Origin of the sequence: Bradyrhizobium yuanmingense, from assembly GCF_025200905.1 — a bacterium.
Lineage (GTDB): Bacteria > Pseudomonadota > Alphaproteobacteria > Rhizobiales > Xanthobacteraceae > Bradyrhizobium > Bradyrhizobium yuanmingense.
Map to the genome: position 1 here is coordinate 7,057,195 of NZ_CP104173.1, position 21,551 is coordinate 7,078,745.

General features: G+C 65.6%; 19 protein-coding genes. 4 read left to right on the top strand and 15 right to left on the bottom strand.

Going from position 1 to position 21,551, the window contains the following annotated elements; all coding sequences use genetic code 11:
* Positions 1–258: 258 nt before the first annotated feature.
* Positions 259–1,521 carry an NAD(P)/FAD-dependent oxidoreductase gene (locus tag N2605_RS32775; protein ID WP_036001827.1) on the top strand — a complete coding sequence of 421 codons (1,263 nt, stop codon included), beginning with the start codon at positions 259–261 and terminating at the stop codon, positions 1,519–1,521.
* Positions 1,522–1,741: 220 nt separating this feature from the next.
* Here N2605_RS32775 and N2605_RS32780 read toward each other — a convergent pair whose 3' ends face one another.
* Genes N2605_RS32780 through N2605_RS32790 form a run of 3 tightly spaced genes read right to left on the bottom strand, consistent with a single transcriptional unit; the run spans position 1,742 to position 4,545 of the window.
* The gene (locus N2605_RS32780) at positions 1,742–2,953 is read right to left on the bottom strand and encodes an ABC transporter substrate-binding protein (protein WP_036001888.1); all 1,212 of its coding nucleotides are present in this window, start codon (positions 2,951–2,953) and stop codon (positions 1,742–1,744) included.
* Positions 2,954–3,001: 48 nt separating this feature from the next.
* Complete coding sequence (locus tag N2605_RS32785; RefSeq protein ID WP_225147465.1) at positions 3,002–3,325, bottom strand: 2Fe-2S iron-sulfur cluster-binding protein; 324 nt, start codon at positions 3,323–3,325, stop codon at positions 3,002–3,004.
* A gap of 11 nt (positions 3,326–3,336) precedes the next feature.
* Complete coding sequence (locus N2605_RS32790; RefSeq protein WP_225147466.1) at positions 3,337–4,545, bottom strand: cytochrome P450; 1,209 nt, start codon at positions 4,543–4,545, stop codon at positions 3,337–3,339.
* Between the two features lie 83 nt (positions 4,546–4,628).
* Between N2605_RS32790 and N2605_RS32795 the strand changes: the two genes are divergently transcribed.
* Positions 4,629–5,135 carry a MarR family winged helix-turn-helix transcriptional regulator gene (locus N2605_RS32795; protein WP_036001836.1) on the top strand — a complete coding sequence of 169 codons (507 nt, stop codon included), beginning with the start codon at positions 4,629–4,631 and terminating at the stop codon, positions 5,133–5,135.
* A 345-nt stretch (positions 5,136–5,480) separates the two neighbouring features.
* On the opposite strand, the gene N2605_RS32800 is transcribed toward N2605_RS32795, so the two are convergent.
* Positions 5,481–7,328: a feruloyl-CoA synthase gene (locus N2605_RS32800; RefSeq protein ID WP_225147467.1), complete on the bottom strand. Its 1,848-nt coding sequence runs from the start codon at positions 7,326–7,328 to the stop codon at positions 5,481–5,483.
* A 152-nt stretch (positions 7,329–7,480) separates the two neighbouring features.
* Here N2605_RS32800 and N2605_RS32805 point away from each other — a divergent pair, with 152 nt between their 5' ends.
* Positions 7,481–7,987: a MarR family winged helix-turn-helix transcriptional regulator gene (locus N2605_RS32805; RefSeq protein WP_260345028.1), complete on the top strand. Its 507-nt coding sequence runs from the start codon at positions 7,481–7,483 to the stop codon at positions 7,985–7,987.
* A 185-nt stretch (positions 7,988–8,172) separates the two neighbouring features.
* Entirely contained in the window at positions 8,173–9,981 is a 1,809-nt protein-coding gene (gene atzF / locus N2605_RS32810) for an allophanate hydrolase (RefSeq protein WP_260345029.1), read from the top strand.
* Between the two features lie 15 nt (positions 9,982–9,996).
* Here the strand turns inward: atzF and N2605_RS32815 are convergent, their stop codons facing one another.
* The 11 genes from N2605_RS32815 to ugpB form a co-directional block, all read right to left on the bottom strand.
* Positions 9,997–10,212, bottom strand: a complete 216-nt coding sequence (locus N2605_RS32815) for a hypothetical protein (RefSeq protein WP_029673845.1) — start codon at positions 10,210–10,212, stop codon at positions 9,997–9,999.
* 100 nt (positions 10,213–10,312) lie between these two features.
* Entirely contained in the window at positions 10,313–11,035 is a 723-nt protein-coding gene (locus tag N2605_RS32820; protein WP_225128439.1) for a GntR family transcriptional regulator, read from the bottom strand.
* Positions 11,032–11,427, bottom strand: coding sequence for an oxalurate catabolism protein HpxZ (gene hpxZ, locus N2605_RS32825; RefSeq protein WP_109142158.1), 396 nt, complete (start codon positions 11,425–11,427; stop codon positions 11,032–11,034). The genes N2605_RS32820 and hpxZ overlap by 4 nt, the downstream gene beginning before the upstream one ends.
* A 1-nt stretch (position 11,428) precedes the next feature.
* Complete coding sequence (locus tag N2605_RS32830) at positions 11,429–12,823, bottom strand: AtzE family amidohydrolase (RefSeq protein WP_260345030.1); 1,395 nt, start codon at positions 12,821–12,823, stop codon at positions 11,429–11,431.
* A gap of 4 nt (positions 12,824–12,827) precedes the next feature.
* A complete protein-coding gene (locus tag N2605_RS32835) occupies positions 12,828–13,007 on the bottom strand; it encodes a DUF4089 domain-containing protein (RefSeq protein WP_036001861.1) in 180 nt (59 codons plus the stop codon).
* A 26-nt stretch (positions 13,008–13,033) separates the two neighbouring features.
* The gene (locus N2605_RS32840; protein ID WP_260345031.1) at positions 13,034–14,863 is read right to left on the bottom strand and encodes a dipeptide ABC transporter ATP-binding protein; all 1,830 of its coding nucleotides are present in this window, start codon (positions 14,861–14,863) and stop codon (positions 13,034–13,036) included.
* Between the two features lie 94 nt (positions 14,864–14,957).
* Positions 14,958–15,857 (bottom strand): ABC transporter permease, encoded by a 900-nt coding sequence (locus N2605_RS32845; protein WP_260345032.1) that lies wholly within the window; start codon positions 15,855–15,857, stop codon positions 14,958–14,960.
* 3 nt (positions 15,858–15,860) lie between these two features.
* A complete protein-coding gene (locus N2605_RS32850; RefSeq protein ID WP_260345033.1) occupies positions 15,861–16,874 on the bottom strand; it encodes an ABC transporter permease in 1,014 nt (337 codons plus the stop codon).
* 111 nt (positions 16,875–16,985) lie between these two features.
* Entirely contained in the window at positions 16,986–18,605 is a 1,620-nt protein-coding gene (locus N2605_RS32855; RefSeq protein ID WP_260345034.1) for an ABC transporter substrate-binding protein, read from the bottom strand.
* Between the two features lie 366 nt (positions 18,606–18,971).
* Positions 18,972–19,928: an aminoglycoside phosphotransferase family protein gene (locus N2605_RS32860; RefSeq protein ID WP_260347529.1), complete on the bottom strand. Its 957-nt coding sequence runs from the start codon at positions 19,926–19,928 to the stop codon at positions 18,972–18,974.
* 251 nt (positions 19,929–20,179) lie between these two features.
* Positions 20,180–21,502: a sn-glycerol-3-phosphate ABC transporter substrate-binding protein UgpB gene (gene ugpB, locus N2605_RS32865; RefSeq protein ID WP_260345035.1), complete on the bottom strand. Its 1,323-nt coding sequence runs from the start codon at positions 21,500–21,502 to the stop codon at positions 20,180–20,182.
* Between the last annotated feature and the right edge of the window lie 49 nt (positions 21,503–21,551).

Sequence of the window (21,551 nt, forward strand, 5' to 3'; positions counted from 1 at the left end):
TGAACGCAAAATATGTCGCGCCGCCAATGGCTCAGCGCCCGCCCTGCACCATATTTCGCCCCAATCTGAGATGGCAAGAATTATAATTCTACTCACTTCGGCCGAGGCCGGCCCAGGGCCGGTCCGGGAGGCTGCGGCGCTTTTTCGCGCCAGATCGATACATCAGGCCTATGCGACGATTGATGACCTCTATTGGACCGCGGCGCCCAATCCGCACTTAAATGAAGGCGAGCAGCAGCGAGATTCGAGGGTTAAATCATGGCCGCAAATCCCCATCGCGTCGTCATCGTCGGCGCCGGCTTCGGCGGGCTGGAGGCGACTTACCGGCTTGCGGGCGCTCCCGTCGAGATCACGCTGATCGACCGCCGCAATCATCATCTGTTCCAGCCCCTGCTTTACCAGGTCGCGACCGCCTCGCTCGCAACCAGCGAGATCGCCTGGCCGATCCGTCATCTCATGCGCGACCGGCGCGAGGTGACGACGCTGTTCGCCACCGTGAGCGGCGTCGATGCCGAACGACGCTGCGTGCTGATCGACGACGGCAGCGAGGTGCCCTACGACACGCTGGTGCTGGCCACGGGCGCGCGGCACGCCTATTTCGGCCACGATGAATGGGAGCAGTTCGCCCCCGGCCTGAAGACGCTGGAGGATGCGACCACCTTGCGCCGGCACATCCTGGTGGCGTTCGAGCGCGCCGAGCGCGAGATCGATCCAAAGCGGCGCGCGGCACGGCTGACCTTCGTGATCGTCGGCGCCGGCCCGACCGGCGTCGAGCTCGCCGGCACCATCGCCGAGATGGCGCATCACACCCTGCCCGCCGATTTCCGCAACATCGACACGCACAAGGCCCGCGTCGTGCTGATCGAGGCCGGCCAGCGCGTGCTCGCCGGCTTTCCCGACGAGCTATCAGCCTATGCGCAGGCCTCGCTGGAAAAGATCGGCGTCGAAGTCGTGCTCGGGCAGGCCGTCACCGAGATCAATCGCGAGGGCGTCGTGTTCGGCGGCAAACTGCTCGAGGCCAAGACACGGATCTGGGCCGCCGGCGTGCGCGCCTCGCCCGCTGCCGAATGGCTCGGCGCAGCGCACGATCGCGCCGGGCGCGTGCTGGTCGAGGCCGACCTCACCATATCAGGCCATCCCGAGATCTTCGCGATCGGGGATACCGTCAGCATCAACGCCTGGGACGGCAAGCCGGTGCCCGGCATCGCGCCGGCCGCCAAGCAGCAGGGCCGTCACGTCGCGGAGACCATCAAAGCGCGCCTGCGCGGCGCTGCAGCGGGTCCGTTCCGCTATAAGCATTCCGGTAACCTCGCGCAGATCGGCAAGCGGCTCGCAATCATCGATTTCGGCAAGATCAAGCTGCGCGGCACCATCGCGTGGTGGATCTGGGGCATCGCCCACATCTACTTCCTGATCGGCCTGCGCCACCGCCTCAGCGTCGCGCTGAGCTGGCTGTGGATCTACGCGCGAGACCAGCGCGCAGCGCGGTTGATCACGCAGGGGTCGAGCAAGGTGGTGTAGTCTTACTTCCTTCTCCCCTTGTGGGAGAAGGTGGCATAGGCGGCCTTCGGCCGCCGTTCTTAAGAACGCCGAAGCAGAGCTTCGGCTACGGCGCCGGATGAGGGGTTCTCTCAACTCTCGCGATTGTTCGTGAGGAGAGAGACCCCTCACCCGGCTTCGCTTCGCGAAGCCACCCTCTCCCACAAGGGGAGAGGGTGCAATTGCGCCGCGCTCGCGGCCGCTACTTCACCAGCTCGCACCCGCCCTCCGCCAGCGGGCGGAACGCCTGGTCTGCGGGAATCGTCGCGACCAGCTTGTAATAATCGTACGGATATTTCGACTCCTCCGGCTTCTTCACCTCGAACAGGTACATCGGATGCACGACGCGACCGTCCTGACGGATCGCGGTGTCGCCGAACAGCTTGTCCTTGCCCTTGAACTTCTTCATCTCGGGCACGACCTGCTTGGCATTGTCGCTGCCGGTGGCGGCGACGGCGTTGAGATAAGCGAGCGTGGAAGCATAGACTCCGGCCTGATTGCCGCTCGGCATCTTGCCGTTCATGCCGGGCCGTGCAGCAAAACGCTTGGCGAACGCGCGCGTATCATCGTTCATGTCCCAGTAGAAGGCTTCCATGAGCTGGAGGCCCTGCGCGACCTTGATGCCCATGCCGTGAACGTCGTTGATGAAGAGCAGAAAGGCGACGAGCTTCTGCCCACTCTGCTGGATGCCGAATTCGGCGGCCTGCTTCACCGCGTTGATGGTGTCGCCGCCTGCATTGGCGAGCCCGATGACCTGCGCCTTCGAGCTTTGCGCCTGCAGCAGGAAGGACGCGAAATCGGAGGTGCCGAGCGGATGCTTGGACGAGCCGATCACCTTGCCGCCGTGCCCCTCGATGTATTTCTGCGCCTCCGCCTCGATGCCCTTGCCGAGCGCGTAATCGACCGTGAGGAAATACCAATCCTTGCCGCCGCGCGACACCATGGCGGCTGCGGTGGTGTTGCCGGTCGCCCAGGCGTCGTTGACCCATTGGATCGTGTTGGGCGAGCAGGCCTTGCCGGTGAGGTCCGAGCTTGCGGTCGAGGACGCCAGGAAGGTCATGCGGCTGTCGCGCAGAAGCGCGTTGATGGAAAGACCGACGGCCGAGTTCGGCACGTCGACGATCGCGTCGACGCCTTCGACGTCGAGCCATTTGCGCGCGATGGCGTTGCCGACATCGGCTTTGTTCTGGTGATCGGCATAGACGATCTCGACCTTGATGCCCTTGCCGCCGCCGTTGAAATCCTCCGCCGCCATCCGCGCGGCCTCGACCGAGCCCATGCCATTGGTGTCCTGGAAGATGCCGGAGATGTCGTTGAGCACGCCGATGCGCACGACGTTGTCCGATATTTCGGCGTTGGCCGCGCCGGTCACCAAGCTCGCAGCCAGCGCGAGCGTCCACTTCAGATGTTTCATCATTCCCTCCCTGTTTGATATTTTGCGAAGATCCGACGGCTTGGCAGATCAGACCTGCCGCTCTGGCAACTTCAGGACGAGCCCATCGAGATCGGGCGTGATCGTGATCTGACAGGACAGTCGGCTCGTCCGTCGCCGCTCAGCGGCGGTGCCGTCGAGCAGCGCATCCTCGTCGTCGGCCATCGCAGGCAGGCGCGCGAGCCAGCTCTCGTCGACATAGACATGGCAGGTCGCGCACATCGCGTTGCCGCCGCATTCGGCCAGAATGCCGTCGAGGCCGTGACGGGTCGCGGCCTGCATGGCGCTCTCGCCGCCCGCGGTCTCGACGCGATAGGACTTGCCGTCGGGATGGATGAAGGTAATGGCAGGCATCAAGCTCCTCGTCAGGCCGGGGTGATCGTCACAGGCAGGCTGTCGAGCCCGCGCAGCGTGTTGTTGAAACGGCGCTTCGGCTCGCCCGTGATCTCGATTCTCGCGATGCGGCGCGCCAGCGCCGTCAGCATCACCTCGCCTTCGAGGCGGGCGACGAGCTGGCCGACGCACATGTGGATGCCGGAGCCGAAGCCGACATGGCCGGAGGTGCGGCGGGTGATGTCGTACCTGTCGGGGGCATCCCAGCGCCGCGGATCGCGGTTGGCGGCGGCAAGGAACATCAGCACCTTCTCGCCCTCGCCGATTCGCGCACCGGAGAGCTCGACCTCACGGGTGGTGGTGCGGAAGAAGGTCTGCACCGGGCTCTCGAAGCGCACGGCCTCCTCGAAGGCACCGCGCGCGAGCGTGAGGTCGTCGCGCAGCCGCTGCCATTGATCGGGAAAGCGCGCGAGGCAATACACCGCAGCGCCGATGCCGTTGACTGTCGTGTCGAGTCCGGCCGACAGCAGCGAGCGCACCAGCAGCGGCGCTTCGGTGGCCGTGATAGCACCCTCGTCGACCTGCGCGTGGATGCAGGCGCCGAAGCCGCTGGGTGCCAGATTCTCGCGCTGGCACTGCTCGGCAACGTATGCCTGATGCGGCGCCGATCGTTCGATCGCCTCCTGGCGCAGCCGGTTGGGCGGGCCGAACGCGTTGAATACCACGCTCGCGTAGGGAATCAGATGCTCACGCCCCTCCGGTTTCAGGCCCAGCGCATCCGGAAAGATCGAGAGCGGGTAGGCCTCGGCGAGATCCGCGATCGCATCGAAGCTGCGCATCTGCAGCAGGGCATCGACACGCGCCTCGGCCGCCTCGGCAAAGCGGTCACGGACCTGCTTCATCACGGTCGGCGACAACACTTTTGACAGGACGGCGCGGGTGCGGGTGTGCGCCGGCGGATCGGCCTCGAGGATCAGGCTCGGCGGTCGCCACGGCGCCTCCTTCTTGAAGTCGGAAAGGCCGACGCCGCGGCTGGAGCAGAAGGTTGCGGGATCGTTCAGCACAGCGTGGACCTCCGCATAGCGCGCCACGCCATAGACGTTCCACTTGTCGAGATAGACCACGGGGCCGGCTTCCCGCAGCAGCTCATGCGCCGGATAGGGGTCGGCAAAAAAGCTCATGTCGAAGGGGTCGACGTCGACATGCGGGACACCCGATCCCGCGCAGCCGGATGCGGTCATGGAAGACCTCCCTCATTTTGATCTTGTGAAAGGACGACGCATGCCCTTAGGTCTTTGGGCCCGCCGCGAGTCAGAAACCCGATATGCCGCCGTCCTCGACCAAAGCCCGCCACAAGCCCGCGCCCCATGATGCAGGGCCGACGCTCGATCTCGACCGTTACGTCCCGGCGTTCATCACCTTCATCGCCAACAAGCTCTCGAACAGCGCGACCGCGTTCTATCAGCGCGAGTTCGGTGTCAACGTCACCGAATGGCGGATCATGTCGCTGTTGGCGATCGAACCCGGCATCCCGGCCTCGCGCATCTGCCACGTCATCGGCTTCGACAAGGGGCCGGTGAGCCGGACGCTTGCCGGCCTCGAAAAGCGCGGGCTGGTGTCGATCCGCACCGACCCGAACGACGGCCGCACCCACTCGATCTCGTTGACGGCAAGGGGCCGCGCCACCCATGACAAGGTGATCGTCGCTGCGTTCGAACGCGAGCGACGGCTGTTGTCCTGCCTCAGTAAGGACGAACGCGAGGTGCTGATCGATCTCTTGCGCCGGCTGCACGAAAACCTCGGCGCAGTCACCGGCAGCGTCGACACCTGACGGGTCGCGCGCGGCGCGCAAGCTCCCGTCACTCCCGATCATGCGCCGGCATTTGCCGACGGCACCCCTTCTGCCGCGCATTGCTTCCTCCAGAAAAGAACGCGGCGGTTCGCCCGCCGTCATCTCTGTCTGGAACGGTTCGCACAGATTAGTTGCTTAGGCAACAAAAGAATCGGCAGGATGTTGCGACAGGGTTGTTGGCGTATCCCACTCGTCATTCCGGGGCGCGCGTAGCGCGAACCCGGAATCCATCGTGCACCACCCCTACGGTGAAATGGATTCCGGGCTCGCGCCAAGAGGCGCGCCCCGGAATGACAGCGGAATGTGGCGTCGCTAACTCGGCCTTTACAATCCGATCCACTCACCCGACGCATCATCGTTCAGCCGCGCTACCGCATCGGCGCGGCGCGTCAGCACGGCGCGCTGGTTGATGTAGCCCTTGTCGGTGATCTCGCCGCCGTCGACCGACGGTGGCTCGGCGAGCAGCAGCGCGCGGGTGGCGTGACCGGAGGAGTTGGCGCTCTGCTGTTTCAGCTTCGCCAAACCCTGCGCGATGGCGCTGCGGACCTTGTCGTGCGCCAGCACGTCGCTGGCCGCCGCCGTTTCGGGCAGACCGGCATGGGCGCGGCAAGCCGCAATATTCGGGAACACCAGGAAACGCACCTCGTCACCGCCGTGACCGGCGACGACGATGTCCTGAGCCAGCGGCGCCAGCGCGGCGATGCCGGCAACGCGCAAGCCGCCGACGCTGACCCAGGTGCCGGAATTGAGCTTGAAGTCTTCGGCAACGCGACCGTCGAAGAACAGGCCGCGCTCGGGGCGCGCGCTATCGGCAAGCTTCACCGCGTCGCCGATCAAGTAAAAGCCCTCCTCGTCGAACGCTTGCCTGGTCAGCTCGGGTGCCTTCCAATAGCCGGGCGTGACGTTGGGGCCACGCACCCGCACCTCCAGCTTGTCGCCGGAGGTGACGAGCTTCAGCTCGGTGCCGGGAATGGGCACGCCGATGTTGCCGGAGCGCTCGGCGAGAAAATGACAGTCGGTGGCGAGCGGTGAGGTTTCCGTCGAGCCCCAGGCCGAGACCATCGGCAGCTTGCGGCCGACCGTCTCGAGTGAGAGCTCTTCGAGAGCATCCCACAGATTCTGCGGCAGCGCGGCCCCGGCATAGAAGGCGAATTTCACCTCGCCGAAGAAGCGGCGGCGCAATTCCTCGTCGCTGCGCAGTGCCGCGATCAGCATGTCGAAGCCGCGCGGCACGTTGAAATAGACCGTCGGCATCACGCTTCTGAGGTTGGCGAGCGAGGTCGCGAACAGGCCGGGCGCGGGCTTGCCGCCGTCGATGTAGAGCGCGCCGCCGTTGCGCAGCACGAGGTTGAAATTGTGGTTGGCGCCGAAGGTGTGGCTCCAGGGCAGCCAATCGAGAATGACGAGATCGCGGCTCCGTTCGAGGAAGGTCCAGGTCTGCGCCTTGGCCTGCTGGCTCGACGTCAGCATGCGCTGGGTGTTGATGACGGCTTTCGGCGTGCCCGTCGAGCCCGAGGTGAACAGGAATTTCGCGATCGTATCAGGCGTGAGTGCCGCAAAGGCTCTTGCGACGTCGGCCGTCTCGGGGGTGGCCGCAACGGCGCGGAACGCGAGCACCTCAGTGTCATCGGCATTGCCGCTGATGATCTGCGCGCTGTGCAGCGGCTCGATGGCAGCCAGCGCCGGTGCGAACGGCTGAAGCGCAGAGACGTAGATCGCGCCAGGATCGAGCAGCGCAATCATGCTCTTGAGCTTGTCGAAATCTTTCGACATCAGCGAATAGGCCGGCGAGATCGCCGCCGAGGGCACGCCGACATGCTGGGCGGCGAGCGCGAGCAGCGCATGATCGATGCTGTTGTCCGAGAGGATCGCGACGGGGCGGTCCGCGCTGAGCCCTTGTGCCAGGACCCAGGACGCGGCGGCGCGCACCTTGCGAAGCGCCTGCGCATAGGTGACGGTGGTCCAGGGCATTTCGACATTGCCGCGCTCGGCCAGGAAGATCGCATCCGGCCTTTGCTGCGCCCATTGCTCCAGCCAATCGCCGGTGCAGCGCGCAGTCTCGCCGAGAGGCTCAGGCGAGCGCAGAACGATGCTGCCGTCGGGCCGATGCTCTGCGACGGTCCTTGGCGTTGCGAACAGGCCTGCAACGTCACCATGTGAGGCGACTGTCATGTGTTTCCTCCTCCATCCCGGTTACAGGATCGGCCGCGGCCTCGTTCCGGGCTGCTTTGGCCTATAATGTTGGGCACGCCAATTGTTGTCGTCAACAACAATCTTTCGCTCCGGGTCCAAGGGCGCTAGGGTTGCGCGACAGGAGACACGACGTGACAGCCACAGCATCCCGGGCCGACGGCCGCCACGCCCCGCGCAAGCGCGCCGGCAACGGCGCAGCACCACGCGATGGTGCCGACGACATCGGCCTCGACGCACTGGCCGGCCACGCCGGCTATGCGGTACGGCGCTTCCAGATCTGGATCTTTCAGGACTTCATCAAGACGCTCGGCGAGGTCGACATCAGGCCGACGCAATATTCGGTGCTGACCGTGATCGGCGCCAATCCGGGCCTGTCGCAGATGGCGGTGGCAAAACGCCTCGGCATCGAGCGCGCCCGGCTGGTGCACCTGCTCGACAGCCTCGAGCAGCGCAAGCTGGTGAAGCGGATCAAGTCGAAGCAGGACCGGCGCTCGCATGCGCTGCACCTCACCGCGCAGGGCGAGACGGCGCTGACGAAATTCAAGCGGCTCGCGGCCGAGCACGAGCGGCACGTCGAGGCGAAGATCGGCAAGGAGAACCGGGCACAGCTGCTCCGGATCCTCTCCGGCTTCACCTGATCCCGGCTGCCTATGATTTGGGCAGATAGGTCACTGAGGCGACTGGCCGTGCGCCGGCCGAAATGTCCCCCAAGCCACTGATCGCACGATAAGATCCGGCACGATCATCCTGCCCCGATTCTGTACACAATGGCACATCGCTTGCTTCGCTCCGGGCGAAGTCGAATTGCCGGAGTTTTGCCGCCATGGGGGCCGAGCAGCCTGAAACGATCGCCGCGATTGTGGCCGCGCACCGCGCGGGGACGCTGACGCCGGCAGAGACGGTCGCGCGGACCTATCAGCGCATCCGCGATCACGACGATCCTGCCGTGTTCATCAGCCTGCGCGACGAGAAGGACGCGATCGCGGAAGCAGAGAAGCTCGCGGCCCAGGCGGATGCTGCCAGCCTGCCGCTTTACGGCGTGCCGGTCGCGGTGAAGGACAATATCGACGCGCTGGGCTTCCCTACCACCGCGGCCTGCCCGGCTTTCTCCTACACGCCGGCACACGACTCGACCGCGGTGGAACGGCTGCGCGGGGCGGGGGCGATCATCATCGGCAAGACCAATCTCGACCAGTTCGCGACCGGCCTCGTCGGCGTCCGCTCGCCCTACGGCATTCCCCGGAATTCGATCCGCGAGGATCTGATTCCCGGCGGCTCGAGCTCGGGCTCGGCCACCGCGGTCGGCGCCGGGCTCGTGCCGTTGTCGCTCGGCACGGATACCGCCGGCTCGGGCCGCGTGCCGGCGATGCTCAATAACATCGTCGGGTTGAAGCCGAGCCTCGGCATGATCTCGACCGCAGGCCTGGTGCCGGCCTGCCGCACGCTCGACTGCATCTCGGTGTTCGCACTGACCGTGGACGATGCCGCACTCGCGCTGTCGGTGATGGCCGGCCCCGACCAGGCCGATCCATTCTCGCGCGACCGGCCGTTCGGCGCGATCACGCCGATGCCGGCAAACCTGCGCTTGGGTGTGCCGCGCAACGGCCAGCTGATCTTCTTCGGCGACAAGAAAGCGGAAGCCGCCTACAACGATGCGCTGAAGCGATGGACCGCGCTCGGGGCAAAGCTGGTCGAGTTCGACCTCGAGCCGTTCTACGAGACGGCGCGGCTGCTCTATGAGGGCCCCTGGGCCGCCGAGCGTTACCTCGTGATCAAGAACCTGCTGGCGTCCGCGCCAGACACGATCCACCCCGTCACGCGGGAGATCACCGCGGCCGGCGCGCGGCTGACCGCGGCGGAAACCTTCTCGGCGCTCTATCGCCTGCAGGGCCTGCGCAAGATCGCCGAGCGCACGTTCGCCAACATCGACGCGCTGGTGCTGCCGACGGCGCCGACGGCCTATACGACCGCGCAGGTGCTGGCCAATCCGATCGAGCTCAACAGCCGGCTCGGCACCTACACCAATTTCGTCAACCTGCTCGACCTCTGCGGCCTCGCCGTGCCGGCTGCGATGCGCAGCGACGGCATCCCGTTCGGCATCACGCTGCTGGCGCCCGCAGGGCGCGACGCGCTGCTGGCCAGCATCGGACGGGTGTTCCATGGCGACACGAAACTGACGGTCGGCGCGAAGGGTGTGGCGCAGGCCCCGCTCGCGCCCCTGCCCGCAAGCAGCGACGACGAGATTCCGATCGCGGTGGTCGGCGCACATCTGTCCGGCATGGCGCTGAACGGCGAGCTGACGGCGCTGAACGCACACATGATCGAGGCCACCAGGACGGCCGCCGATTACAAGCTCTATGCACTCCAGACCACGCCGCCGAAGCCGGGCATGCTGCGCGTCGAGGCCGGCCAAGGCGCTGCGATCGAGCTGGAGATCTGGTCGCTGTCGTCTTCCGCCTTCGGCAAGTTCGTCAACGCGATTCCCGCGCCCATGGCGATCGGCACGATCAGGCTCGCCGACGGCCGCAGCGTGAAGGGATTTTTGGTCGAGCCGGAAGTGCTGGGCGAAGCTCGCGACATCACCGCCTATGGCGGCTGGCGCAAGTTTATGGCTGAAGCCACGACGGCGTAGACAGCGACCGCGGCCTCACGCCGACTTGCGCCAGGCGGCTTCGTTCTTCTTCTCGTAATCGTCGAACGCCTTGACGAGGCCGGACAGCACCTCTGCGGACGTTTCGAACATCGCGGTGAGCTGGGGCTCGTCGACCTTGCGGATGTCTTCGCGCAGATGCGTCACCGTCTCCTGTAGACGCTGCTTCATCTTCTGGGTGTGATGGCGCGGATCTTTCTCGGAGGAGGCCATGGTGTTTTCTCCTTATCGGATCGATGGGAGGAAACGATCGGTGCAAAGCCGGGTTCCTGAGAACCGACGCCTCTCCTTCACCTCGTGGTGAACACGCAACTCACACCGACACCGCGTAGATCTCATACTCCCCGCGGACCAGCTCGATGTGCGCACGCATGGCGGCGGCGGCACCCTGCTTGTCGCCGCGCATGATGGCGACGACGACGCGGTCGTGCTCGGCCTGCGACTTGGCGAGACGGCCGAGATTGCGAAACTGGGCGCGGCGGAACGGCTGCACGCGGACGCGGGTCGCGAGCGTGATCTCGGCGATGTAACCGTTCTGCGAGCCGGCATAGAGCGCGTTGTGGAAGCGCTCGTTGACCTCGTGGAAGCGCTCGGGATTGCCGGTGTAGCTCAGTACCCGCAGCTCCTCGTGGACGGCCTCCAGGCCGTGACGCTCGGCCGCCGACATGCGTTCGGCGGCAAGACCCGCGCACAAGGCCTCGAGCTCCGCCATCGCCTCGAACATGCCTTTCAGCCGCTCGACAGATGGCCGCGCCACCACGGCGCCGCGATGCGGCCGCGCCTCGACAAGGCCGCTCGCCACCAGCTGGCGCAGCGCCTCGCGCACCGGCGTGCGCGAGACGTTGAAGCGCCGCGCGATGTCGGTCTCGTCCAGCGGCGAGCCCGGCGCCAGCGTTCCCCGCACGATCTCGTCGGCAAGCTGCAGCCGCAGCTCCTCGGCGCGCGTGACCTTCAGCAGCGACGGCGATGCACGGTCGACGCGCGGCACCACCGGCTCGGCCGGCAATGCGCCCTGCGGAAGATCATCAAGCGTCATACGGTCTCTTTCGGCTCGTCGATGATGCTGACATGAGCGGCGACGACGCGCCAGCCCTCCGGGAAACGTATCCACGTCTGCATCTGCCGGCCGACCTTGCCGGGAGCCGTATCGCGATAGAACAAGGTGGACGCCACGGCCGTGTCGCGGCCATAGCTGGTGATCACGGTTTTGGCGGTGCGGCGGTTCAGCCCGACCGGCGAACGGCCGGCGCGGAAACCGGAGATTGCCTCGTAGCCATAGAGGTTCTCGCCGATGCCGTAGCGCAAGGTGCGCGGATCGTTGCGGAAGAGCTCGCCGAGCACGGCGACGTCGTTGCTGACGAGGGCTTGCTCATAGCGCTCGAACGCGGCTTTGACTTCCGCGATCACCTCGGGGAGATCGATCTGCATCTTAGAACCCTCTCGGCGCGGGCGCAGCGACGACGCCCATCTTCTCCAATGCGTGCGCGACGCGCAGCGCGATGTCCTCGCGCCAGGGCGCACAAATGATCTGCACGCCGATCGGCAGCGGCTCGAGCGGCACGGGGACCGCGACCACCGGCAGGCCGATGAAGGAGATCGGCTGGGTGTGGATGCCGATATTGGCGCGCACCGGCAGCTCGACGCCGTCGAGATTGAAATTGACCTGGCCGAGCTTCGGCGCGGTGCAGGGCGTCGCCGGCGCCAGCAGCACGTCGACCGATCGAAAGATCTCGGCAAGCTGCGCGCGATACCAGCGGCGGAATTTTTGCGCGCGGTCGACCAGCGAGGCCGGCACCATGGCGCCCGCGATCAGCCGGTCGCGCACCGCCGGGTCGAAATCGCCAGGGCGCTTGCGCAGGCGATCGAGATGGAGCGAAGCGCCTTCGGTGGTGGTGATGACGTAAGCCGCCGCACGGGCGCGCGATGCTTCGGGAACATCCACCACTTGCGTCGCGCCCAGCGCCTGGCCGACGCGGCTGACGGCTTCGACCGCTTCCGGAAACACGTTCTTCTGGAAGTGTCCGCCGGCGATCGCAACGCGCAGGCCGGAGATGGACTCATCGAGCCGCGGCGTGACGGGCTCCAACCCGCGCGTGGTGCAGGCGCCGTCGTCGGCATCCGGACCCTGCATCGCGTCATAGGCGAGCGCGAGATCGGCGACGGAGCGCGCGAACGGGCCGAGATGATCGAGGCTCGCCACGAACGGGAAGGAGCGCGCACGTGACAGCCGGCCATAGGTCGGCTTCAGGCCGAAGATGCCGCAGAAGGACGACGGCACGCGGATCGAGCCGTTGGTGTCGGAGCCGAGCGCGATCGGCACCAGCGCGCCGCCGACGGCGCTGCCCGAGCCGCCGGAGGAGCCGCCGCTCATCCGCGTGGTGTCGTGCGGATTGCGCGAGGGACCGTCGTGGATGTTCTCGCCCGTGAAATCGTAGGCGTATTCGCCCATGTTGAGCGCACCGACGAGAACGGCGCCGGCCGCCTCCATCCGTTCGATCAAGGTCGCATCGCGCCTGGCGGGCGCGAGGTCCCGGTTGATCTTCGAGCCGGCGCGCGTCGGCAGGCCCGCGACATCGAACAGGTTCTTGACCGCGAAGGGTACGCCGGCGAGCGGACCGATTGTCCTGCCCGCAGCGATGTCGGCATCGATCGCGCGCGCTTTCGCACGGGCGCGTTCGGCGGTGACGTCGGTGAAGGAATTGAGGATGCCGTCATGCTGCGCGATGCGCGCGAGCGCGGCTTCGGTGGCATCGAGCGCGGACATCTTGCGCCCCGCAACCGCACTTGCGATCTCGGAGGCCGTCATCTCTGGCTTGGCGGACATGGCGTCAGGCCGTGAAGATCGGCGCCGGCTCGGTTTCGTCCGGCAGCGCGAATTCGTCGACCAGACGGCCAAGCCGCAGCGAGACCTCGAGATTGGCGCGAACCGCAGGCCGCCAGGCCTCCTCGATCGGCAGCGCCAGCGCCTTCGATACGGCGTCGATATAGTCGTCCAGGGGTTCGGCCATCACGCTCTCAAGCAATCAGTGCAGTCTCAGTGTGTCGGCAACGGCGGATGCGGGATCGCCGTCAGCAGCTCCTTGGTGTAGTCGTCCTTGGGATCGCCGAGAACCTGCTCGGAAGAGCCCTCCTCGACGATCCGTCCGGTCCGCATCACAATGACACGATCGCACAACAAGCGCACCACGTTCAAATCATGCGAGACGAACAGATAGCTCATACCTAGCCGCGCCTTGAGGTCCTGCAGCAGGTTGAGGACGACAGCCTGCACGGAGACGTCCAGCGCCGCGGTCGGCTCGTCCAGGATGACGAGCTTGGGATGCAGCGCGATCGCCCGGGCGATGCCGACACGGGCCTTCTGGCCGCCGGACAATTGGTGCGGGAAGCGGTCGAGCAGATTGTGCGGCAGGCCGACCATGGTGGCGAGTTCCTCGCAGCGGGCGCGGAGCGCGTCGCGGCCCTTGATATCGCCAAGCTGCATGATCGGGTCGGCGATCGCGCGCGCGGCGGTGAAGCGCGGGTTGAGGCTGTCGGTGGGATCCTGGAACACCATCTGGATGCGGCTACGCTGCGGCAGCCGGGCAAAGGCGGCAGGCTGAATGCCGCCGATGTCCTCGCCGTCGAACTGGATCAGGCCGGAGGTCTGGTCGAGCAGACGCATCACCATCATCGACGTGGTCGATTTGCCGCAGCCGGATTCGCCGACGAGACCGACGCTCTCGCCATGACCGATCACGAAGCTGATGCCGTCGACGGCGCGGAACACGTCCGGCTCGACCGGCGGCTTGCGGCCGAACAGCTTGCCGAGCACGGCGGTCGCGCCCTGGCGGGGATATTCCTTGACGAGCTTTTCAACGCGGAGGAGGAGCGTCTTCTCCCTCTCACCGCTTGCACCGCTCTGCTCCCTCTCCCCGTCCTTCACGGGGAGAGGGTTGGGGTGAGGGGCTGCCTCTGCGAACTCGACTCGTGGAGAGTCCCCCTCACCCGCCGCACTTCGTGCGTCGGCCTCTCCCCGCACGCGGGGAGAGGCAAGAGTCTCCTCTTCCGGCAGCAGATCGCGCAAGCTCACCCCGAGCCGCGGCGTCGCGCGCATCAGCTTCTTGGTGTAGGGGTGCTGAGGGTTGGCAAAAATGTCGGCGGCGGTGGCGGTCTCGACGACGCGGCCCTTCTCCATGACGACGACGCGGTCGCAATAGGCGGCAGCGAGGCCAAGATCGTGCGTGATCAGGATGGTCGACATCGCGCGGCGTTTCGTCAGCTCGACGATCAGGTCCATCACCGCCTTCTGCGTGGTGACATCCAATCCGGTCGTCGGCTCGTCGGCGATGAGCAGCTGCGGATTGCAGGCCAGCGCGAGCGCGATGACGACGCGCTGGCACATGCCGCCCGACAGCTCGAACGGATAGGCGTGATACCGCTCGCGTGGGCGGGCGATCTTGACCTGCTCCAGCGCCTCGATCGCCTTCTCGCCGTGGTCGGCGACCTGGGCCTGCTGCACATGGGTGCGCAGCACGTCCTCGATCTGGTCGCCGACTTTGCGGATCGGGTTCAGAGCGGCGCGCGGGTTCTGGAAGATCATCGAGACTTCGCGGCCGCGCAAGTCCCGCATCTGGTCTTCTGTCGCCGCCTTGACGTCGATGCCGGAGAACATCACCGAGCCCTCGGCGATCTTGCCGGCGCGGTCGAGGATGCGCATCACCGCGTAGGAGGTCACCGACTTGCCGGAGCCGGATTCGCCGACGATGGCGAGCGTCTCGCCCTTGGCCACGGAGATGTTGACGTGCTGCACCGCCTTGACGATGCCGCGGCGGGTGGTGAATTCGACCGTGAGGTCCTGAACCTCGAGCAGCGGCTGGGAAGTCATGGACGGCTCCCGTCACTCGAACACTCGAAAACAACCCCATGCACAGTAGAGCGGCGACTGAAATCATTGGAGAATTTCGGACGCACGGCTGCCATCACGTCCTCCGCTGGGGATCGACGATATCGCGCAGGCCGTCGCCGAGGAGGTTGAAGCAGAACACGGCGATCATCAGGGCAAGGCCTGGGAAGAGCGCGATCCACCATTCGCCCGACACCATGAAGCCCGCGCCTTCGGCGACCATGATGCCCCATTCGGCCGTCGGCGGACGGACGCCGAGGCCGATGAAGGACAGGCCGGCGGCGTTGAGGATGGCGTAGCCCATGGTCAGGGACATCTGCACGATCATGATCGGCATGATGTTCGGCAGGATGTGCACCAGAAGGATGCGGAACTCGCCGTTCCCTGAGAGACGCGCGGCCTGCACGAAGCCGGCATTGCGGCGGACATTGGCTTCCGCGCGGGCGACGCGGGCATAGAGCGGGAAGTTCACGATCGCGGTGGCCAGGATGATGTTCTGCACGGTGTTGCCGAGCGCGGCGACGATGCCCATCGCCAGCACGAACAGCGGGAAGGCCATGATGGTATCGGCGATGCGGCCGACGACGCGGTCGGTCCAGCCGCCGAAATAGCCGGCCGCGATGCCGGCAAGGCCGCCCATCAGGAACACCAGAGCAACCGACGCGATCGCGATGAAGAAGTCGAGGCGCGTGCCGACGATGACGCGGCTGAAGATGTCGCGCCCAAGCTGGTCGGTGCCGAACCAGTGCGCCGCCGACGGCGGCTTCAGCGCGGCGGCCGTATCCGAGGCGAGCGGGTCGTACGGCACCACGTAAGGGCCGAACAGCGCGGCGAACACGATGATCAGGAGCAGCGCAAAGGCAAAGCCCGTGACCTTGTTCTCGCCGAGGACGTAGCGGGTCTGCTCGAGCACCGCGACGAGGCCTGATGTGCGGGCGGGGCCGACAGGTTCAACAGCAGGCGCAACGGAGCTCATAACCTAGCCCTCCAGCCTGACGCGCGGATCGATCACGCCGTACAAAATGTCGATGATCAGATTGAGCAGCACGTACATCACCGCCATGGTCAGCACGAAGCCCTGCACCGGCGCGAAGTCGGAGGAGATCAGCGCTTCCACCGCGTAGGAGCCGATGCCCGGCCATGCGAACACTTTCTCGACCAGCACGTTGGCCCCCAGCAGGAACGAGAACACCATGCTGAGCGTGGTGATGACCGGCAGCATCGCGTTGCGGAACGCGTAGGTGACGATCACGGTTGCCGGCGACAGGCCGCTGGCGCGCGCGGTGCGGACGAATTCGGACGCGAGCACCGCGAGCATTGAGGCGCGGGTCATGCGCGCGATCGGCGCCAGCGAGAAGATTGCGAGCGTCGTCGCGGGAAGGATGAGCTGGCTCAGCGCCGAGCGGAACGCCTCGAGATCGCGCGCGATCAAAGTGTCGATCAGATAGAAGCCTGTTACCGTCGGCGGCGCGCTGTAGAACACGTCGAGACGGCCGAGCGGCGCCGGCGACCAGCCCAGGCGAAAGTAGAAGACATAAACCAGCACGAGGCCGGTGAAGAACACCGGCAGCGACACGCCGGCCGTGGTCGTGACCCGGCAGAGATGATCGATCCATGATCCCGGCCGCGTTGCCGCGAGCACGCCGAGCGGAATGGCGATCGCAACGGACACGAACAGGCCGAGCAGCGTCAGCTCGGCCGAGGCCGGCAGGCGGTTACGGATCTCGGTGGCGACCGGCTGGCCCGTCGTCAGCGAGTTGCCGAAATCGCCGTGCGCGAGATCGTTGGCATAGCGGAAGAACTGCTCGATCAGCGGCTTGTCGAGGCCGAGTTTCTTGCGGATCTGCTCGACGGCTTCCTTGGTCGCGGCGGGGCCGGCGAAGTAGGCGGCGGGATCGCCCGGCAGCGCGCGCGTCAGCAGGAAGGTGACGATGACGACGCCGATCAGCGAGGGAATCGCGAACATCAGGCGCTTGCCGATCATGGTCAGCATGATGCTCGCTCCGCTCGCGCGAATGGCGAATAGCGAGTGGCGAATGGATATTCGCTCCTGTCGACCATCACGTCCCCCTACTCGCTATTCGCCACTCCCTATTCGCTTTCCTCACCCCTTCGCCATCGCGCGATAATCGAGCCTGCGGTGGAACCAGTATTGGTAGCCGCTGATGTTCTTCTGCATCGCGACGTTGACGAAGGGCTGGTAGAGCGGGATGCGCGGGACGTCGGCGAAGGCGAGATCGACGAAGCCCTTCACGTCGGCATCGTAAGCGGCCTTGTCTCCGGTGGCGGCCGCCGTGCGCGCACCGTCGATGAACTTGTCCATCGCCGCCGACTTGTAGCTCATGGTGTTGAAGACAGAGTTGTTGCCGTGATAGCACCAGTAGAAGAAGTACTCGGGGTAATCGAGCCAGCCCGAGAACACGTTGGTGAACAGCGGCATCTCCTTCTTGTTGAGCTCGGTGCGCCAGTTGGCGCCTGGCACCTTGTTGATGGTGGTCTTGATGCCGAGCTGGGCGAGGCTCTCCTGCACGAGGATGCAGAGCGGTTCGTTGACGCCGGCGAAGTTGAGATCGAACGAGATCGTGGTCTCGAAGCCGTTGGCGTAACCGGCTTCAGCCAGCAGGGCCTTCGCCTTCTCCATGTCGGTGTTGTACTTGTGCGGCTGCGGCCAGGCGACTTCGGTGGCCTTGTCCTTTGCGCCGAACATGGGATTGCCGAGACCGAACAGCACGGCGTCCATGATCTTCTGGTACGGCAACGCATAGGCGATGGCCTGCCGCACTTTCGGATTGTCGAACGGCGGCTTGGTGACGTTCATGCCGATATACTGGATGCCGTTGGAGAACGGCAGCGACACCACGTTGAGCTTGCCGTTCGCCTTCATCTCCTGGAAATCCTTGAACGGCAGCTCATAGGAGATGTCGGCATCGCCGCGCTCGAGCAGCGCACGGCGGTTGCCGGCCTGCGGCACCATGCGCCAAATCACGCGCTTGATCTTGGGAAGCGGACCGCCGACCCAATCCTCATTGCGCTCCATGATCACTTCGGTGCCGGCGGTCCACTTCGTCACCTTGTAGGCGCCGGAGCCGGCGGTCTGCTGTTTTGTAAACTCGAGGCCCCAGGGATCCTTCTCGCTGGCATTCTTCTTCACCAGCTCGGAATTGACGATGCAGGGCACGATCACGGCGAGATCGGGGATCGTCAGCTTGTCCTTCTTCAGGAAGTCGACGCGCACAGTGTGATCGTCGACCACGACGAACTGCTCGGCCTTGGTGAGCGAACCCGCGCTCATCTGGAAGGTCGGGAAGCCGCCGACGCTGACGGCGCGGTCGAGCGACCATTTCACGTCTTTCGCGGTAACAGGCGCGCCGTCGTGGAATTTGGCGTTCTTCTTCAGCTTGAAGGTGACCGACATGTCGTCGATCTTCATGTCGTCGGCGAGCTCGCCTTTGAACTTGTCGCGGTCGTAATAGGGCACGCCGCCGGGACCGCTCTTCATCTCGTGGCTGATCAGGCGGTCGTAGCAATTCCAGGAGACTTCATAGCCGGGCACGTTGGTGCCGATGCCATGGATGTCGAGATTGTTCGGGCCGCCTTCGGAAACGATCAGCAAGGTCTCCGAGCGGGCATCGGCCTTGGCCGAGGAGATCACGGACGGCACGGCCGGGAGCGCCGCGCCAGCGGCCAACCCGGAAACGGATTTGAGGAAATCGCGGCGCTTCATGAAATCGCTCCAACATGAAAGTTTTTGGTTGGAACTGGATTCGCAAGGTTTGTGCCAAGGCTTACCGGACGACTGAAATCGCGCTAAACCACTGATATCGCGGACTATTTCACATTCCCGCCAATCTATGCCTCCTGCGCGATTGCATACAAAGACGGGCAATTGCATAAAAATTAGTCTGGTTTGCTCGAGAGCTCATTATCGAGGCGACCGCCGAGGCCTGCCATCCGGCGCTCGCGCCACGCCCTCGTCATTCCGGGGCGATGCGCAGCATCGAACCCGGAATCCGTCGGGCGGCAGGACGCGCGGCACAATGGATTCCGGGCTCGCCGCTGCGCGGCGCCCCGGAATGACGGAGCGGAGCGCTCAGCCCGGCCAGATCAGGTCCTGGAGCTCGACGAGATTGGCGGCCCGCTCCTGCCAGCCCTCGATGCAGATGTGGCTGTTGAGGTCGCTGGCGCGGTGCAGCAGCATCAGGGCCATCAGGCGGCGCTTGAGGGTGAAATCCAGCGTCGTATAGCCAAAACCTTCGAGCAGGCTCTTCACCCTTCCCGGATGGCCCGCCGCCATGAAGGCGCTGGGGCCGAGCAGATCGTAGTCGCGCCACCCTGTGAGCACGTCGCCGAAATCGAACAGACCTGCGAGCGACCATTGGCCGTCGTCGCAGGCGAGCAGGAAGTTCTCGGGAATGTATTCGCCGATCAGGATCACGGGCGGCGCGTCCATCGGGATCAGCTTCGGGGCGTCACGTAGGAAATCGTCGAGGCCTTCGAGGAATTTTGGTGCGAGGCCGAGACGCGTGTGCCGCGCGCGGCAGCCCTGCATCTGAGCGCGCATGAACGCATCCCAGCGCGGCTCGATGGACGCGAGCTCCCCGAGCGGAACGCGCTGCACGGCGGCGATGGTCTCCCCGATCTGGAGCAGCAGGCGCTCCTTCTGCGGCTCCGGCAGTGATGGCCAGACCTCCGAACCCAGCGTGCCGGCGAGGCGCGTGATGACGAGATAGGGCCAGCCGTCGCGCATCCCCTCCGCGACGATCTCGGGGATCGGCAGGTGCAGACGGCCTTTGAGCTGCGTCAGCGCGGCGCGCTCCGAGACGAACTGCGCTGCGAGCAGCGGCGGAAAGATTTTCAGGATCAGCCTGTCGCCGAGGCCGACCACGAGATTGGTGCCGGTCGCAAACACATGCGGCGAGCCGGCATCGAGGCCATGGCTACGTGCGATGTCGAGGGCGATCGGCAGCCATTGCGTGGACGCCGAGCGGAAGGCGCGGAAGCTTGCGGCGTCGGTGAAGGGAGGCAGCTGTTGCGGCGTGATTGTCATCTGCACTCGCGTATCGAATGCAGGGGCAACTTTGGTTGACCCGGTGCAAGCCAAGGAAACGGTGCACCTCTCCCGCTTGCGGGGGAGGTCGGCGCGAAGCGCCGGGTGGGGGCTCTCTCCACGTGGGGACACTCTCCGCAGACTTCAGACAATCCCAACGTGGAGAGAACCCTCTCCCCAACCCTCCCCCGCAAGCGGGGGAGGGAGCGCACCTCGTTCGCAGCGGCGGCGAGACCTAATCGCAACACACCCTACCGCTCGGGACTCGCGCGCTCGAACTGGCGCAAGAGCTTGTTGCCGCGCTCGACGGCGGAATCGAGCGCTGATTGCGCGCTCTTGTGGCCGGCGAAGGCCTGCTCGAGCTCGTCCTCAATCACGCCGCGGATCAGGATGAAGGAGCCGAGCCGGATGCCCTTGGAATTCTCGGTCGGCGGATTGAGCGTGATCTGCTCGAACGAGATCGCCGAGCCGGGATTGCGCTCATAGAAGCCTTGCGAGCGCGTCAGCTCGAAGGCGGCGCGGGTCACCGGCAGATAGCCGGTGTTCTGGTGCCAGGCCGCCTGCACGCCGGGCTGGGACAGATAGGCGAAGAACCGCGCTACGCCCTTGTATTCCTCGCGCGGACGGTCGCGCAGCACCCACAGCGTGGCGCCGCCGATGATCGAGTTCTGCGGCGCGCCCTTCACGTCGGGCCAATAGGGCATCATGCCGTAGCCGATCTCGAACTTCGAATTGGCCTTGATGTCGGCGCGCGTCGCCGAGGAGCCGATGAAGATGCCGCACTCGCCCTTCTGGAAGCGCGGCTCGGCCGACTGGCCACGGCCGCTATAGTCGAACAGCCTGGTCTTCTGCCACTCGCTGAGCGCCGCGACGTGATGCACCAGCCTCGGATTGTTGATGGTCAATTCCGCATCCAGCCCGGCGAAGCCGTTCGCCCGGCTCGCGACCGCGAGGTTATGGAAGGCGGCGAAATTCTCGACATGGATCCAGGACGGCCAGGACGTGGTGAAGCCGCAAGCAGCGCCGCGGTCGCGCAGGCGCTTGGCGGTCGCTGCCAGTTCCGGCCAGGTCTTCGGCGGCGTCTCCGGATCGAGGCCGGCGTCGCGGAACATGGTCTTGTTGTAGTACAGGATCGGGGTCGAGGAATTGAACGGGAACGACAACAGATTGCCGGCGGCATCGGTGTAGTAGCCGGAGACCGCCGGCAGATAATCACTGAGCGAGAACGGCTCGCCCTGGTCCCGCATCAGGCTGAACACCGGATAGATCGCGCCCTTGGCCGCGGTCATGGTGGCGGTGGCGACCTCGTTGACCTGGACGATGGCGGGCTGGGTGCGCGAGCGGAAGGCGAAGATCGCCGCCGTCACCGTCTCGGTGTAATTGCCCTTGTAGACGGGCACGATGCGGTAATCGGATTGCGAGGCATTGAAGTCGGCGGCGAGCTTTTCCAGCTGCCGGCCGAGCTCGCCGGACATGGCGTGCCACCAGGCGATCTCGGTGGCAGCCCGCGCAGGGGCGGCCAATGCGAGGGCCGCAAAGGCGGCAACGAGCTGCAAAAGGCGCAAGGCTGGCATCAGGATGGCTCTTCCCAGGCCGCGGTCGACGTGGCGGCTGTCCTGCTTA

Bases quoted from the DNA above. Each gene is read 5' to 3' on its own strand.
- N2605_RS32835 (WP_036001861.1), bottom strand. From the start codon at position 13,007: ATGGCCGAACCCCTGGACGACTATATCGACGCCGTATCGAAGGCGCTG.
- N2605_RS32860 (WP_260347529.1), bottom strand. From the start codon at position 19,928: ATGACAATCACGCCGCAACAGCTGCCTCCCTTCACCGACGCCGCAAGC.
- N2605_RS32785 (WP_225147465.1), bottom strand. From the start codon at position 3,325: ATGCCTGCCATTACCTTCATCCATCCCGACGGCAAGTCCTATCGCGTC.
- N2605_RS32820 (WP_225128439.1), bottom strand. From the start codon at position 11,035: ATGACGCTTGATGATCTTCCGCAGGGCGCATTGCCGGCCGAGCCGGTG.
- N2605_RS32780 (WP_036001888.1), bottom strand. From the start codon at position 2,953: ATGAAACATCTGAAGTGGACGCTCGCGCTGGCTGCGAGCTTGGTGACC.
- N2605_RS32790 (WP_225147466.1), bottom strand. From the start codon at position 4,545: ATGACCGCATCCGGCTGCGCGGGATCGGGTGTCCCGCATGTCGACGTC.
- N2605_RS32855 (WP_260345034.1), bottom strand. From the start codon at position 18,605: ATGAAGCGCCGCGATTTCCTCAAATCCGTTTCCGGGTTGGCCGCTGGC.
- N2605_RS32830 (WP_260345030.1), bottom strand. From the start codon at position 12,823: ATGTCCGCCAAGCCAGAGATGACGGCCTCCGAGATCGCAAGTGCGGTT.
- ugpB (WP_260345035.1), bottom strand. From the start codon at position 21,502: ATGCCAGCCTTGCGCCTTTTGCAGCTCGTTGCCGCCTTTGCGGCCCTC.
- N2605_RS32800 (WP_225147467.1), bottom strand. From the start codon at position 7,328: ATGACAGTCGCCTCACATGGTGACGTTGCAGGCCTGTTCGCAACGCCA.
- N2605_RS32845 (WP_260345032.1), bottom strand. From the start codon at position 15,857: ATGAGCTCCGTTGCGCCTGCTGTTGAACCTGTCGGCCCCGCCCGCACA.
- hpxZ (WP_109142158.1), bottom strand. From the start codon at position 11,427: ATGCAGATCGATCTCCCCGAGGTGATCGCGGAAGTCAAAGCCGCGTTC.
- N2605_RS32775 (WP_036001827.1), top strand. From the start codon at position 259: ATGGCCGCAAATCCCCATCGCGTCGTCATCGTCGGCGCCGGCTTCGGC.
- atzF (WP_260345029.1), top strand. From the start codon at position 8,173: ATGGGGGCCGAGCAGCCTGAAACGATCGCCGCGATTGTGGCCGCGCAC.
- N2605_RS32840 (WP_260345031.1), bottom strand. From the start codon at position 14,863: ATGACTTCCCAGCCGCTGCTCGAGGTTCAGGACCTCACGGTCGAATTC.
- N2605_RS32795 (WP_036001836.1), top strand. From the start codon at position 4,629: ATGCCGCCGTCCTCGACCAAAGCCCGCCACAAGCCCGCGCCCCATGAT.
- N2605_RS32815 (WP_029673845.1), bottom strand. From the start codon at position 10,212: ATGGCCTCCTCCGAGAAAGATCCGCGCCATCACACCCAGAAGATGAAG.
- N2605_RS32850 (WP_260345033.1), bottom strand. From the start codon at position 16,874: ATGCTGACCATGATCGGCAAGCGCCTGATGTTCGCGATTCCCTCGCTG.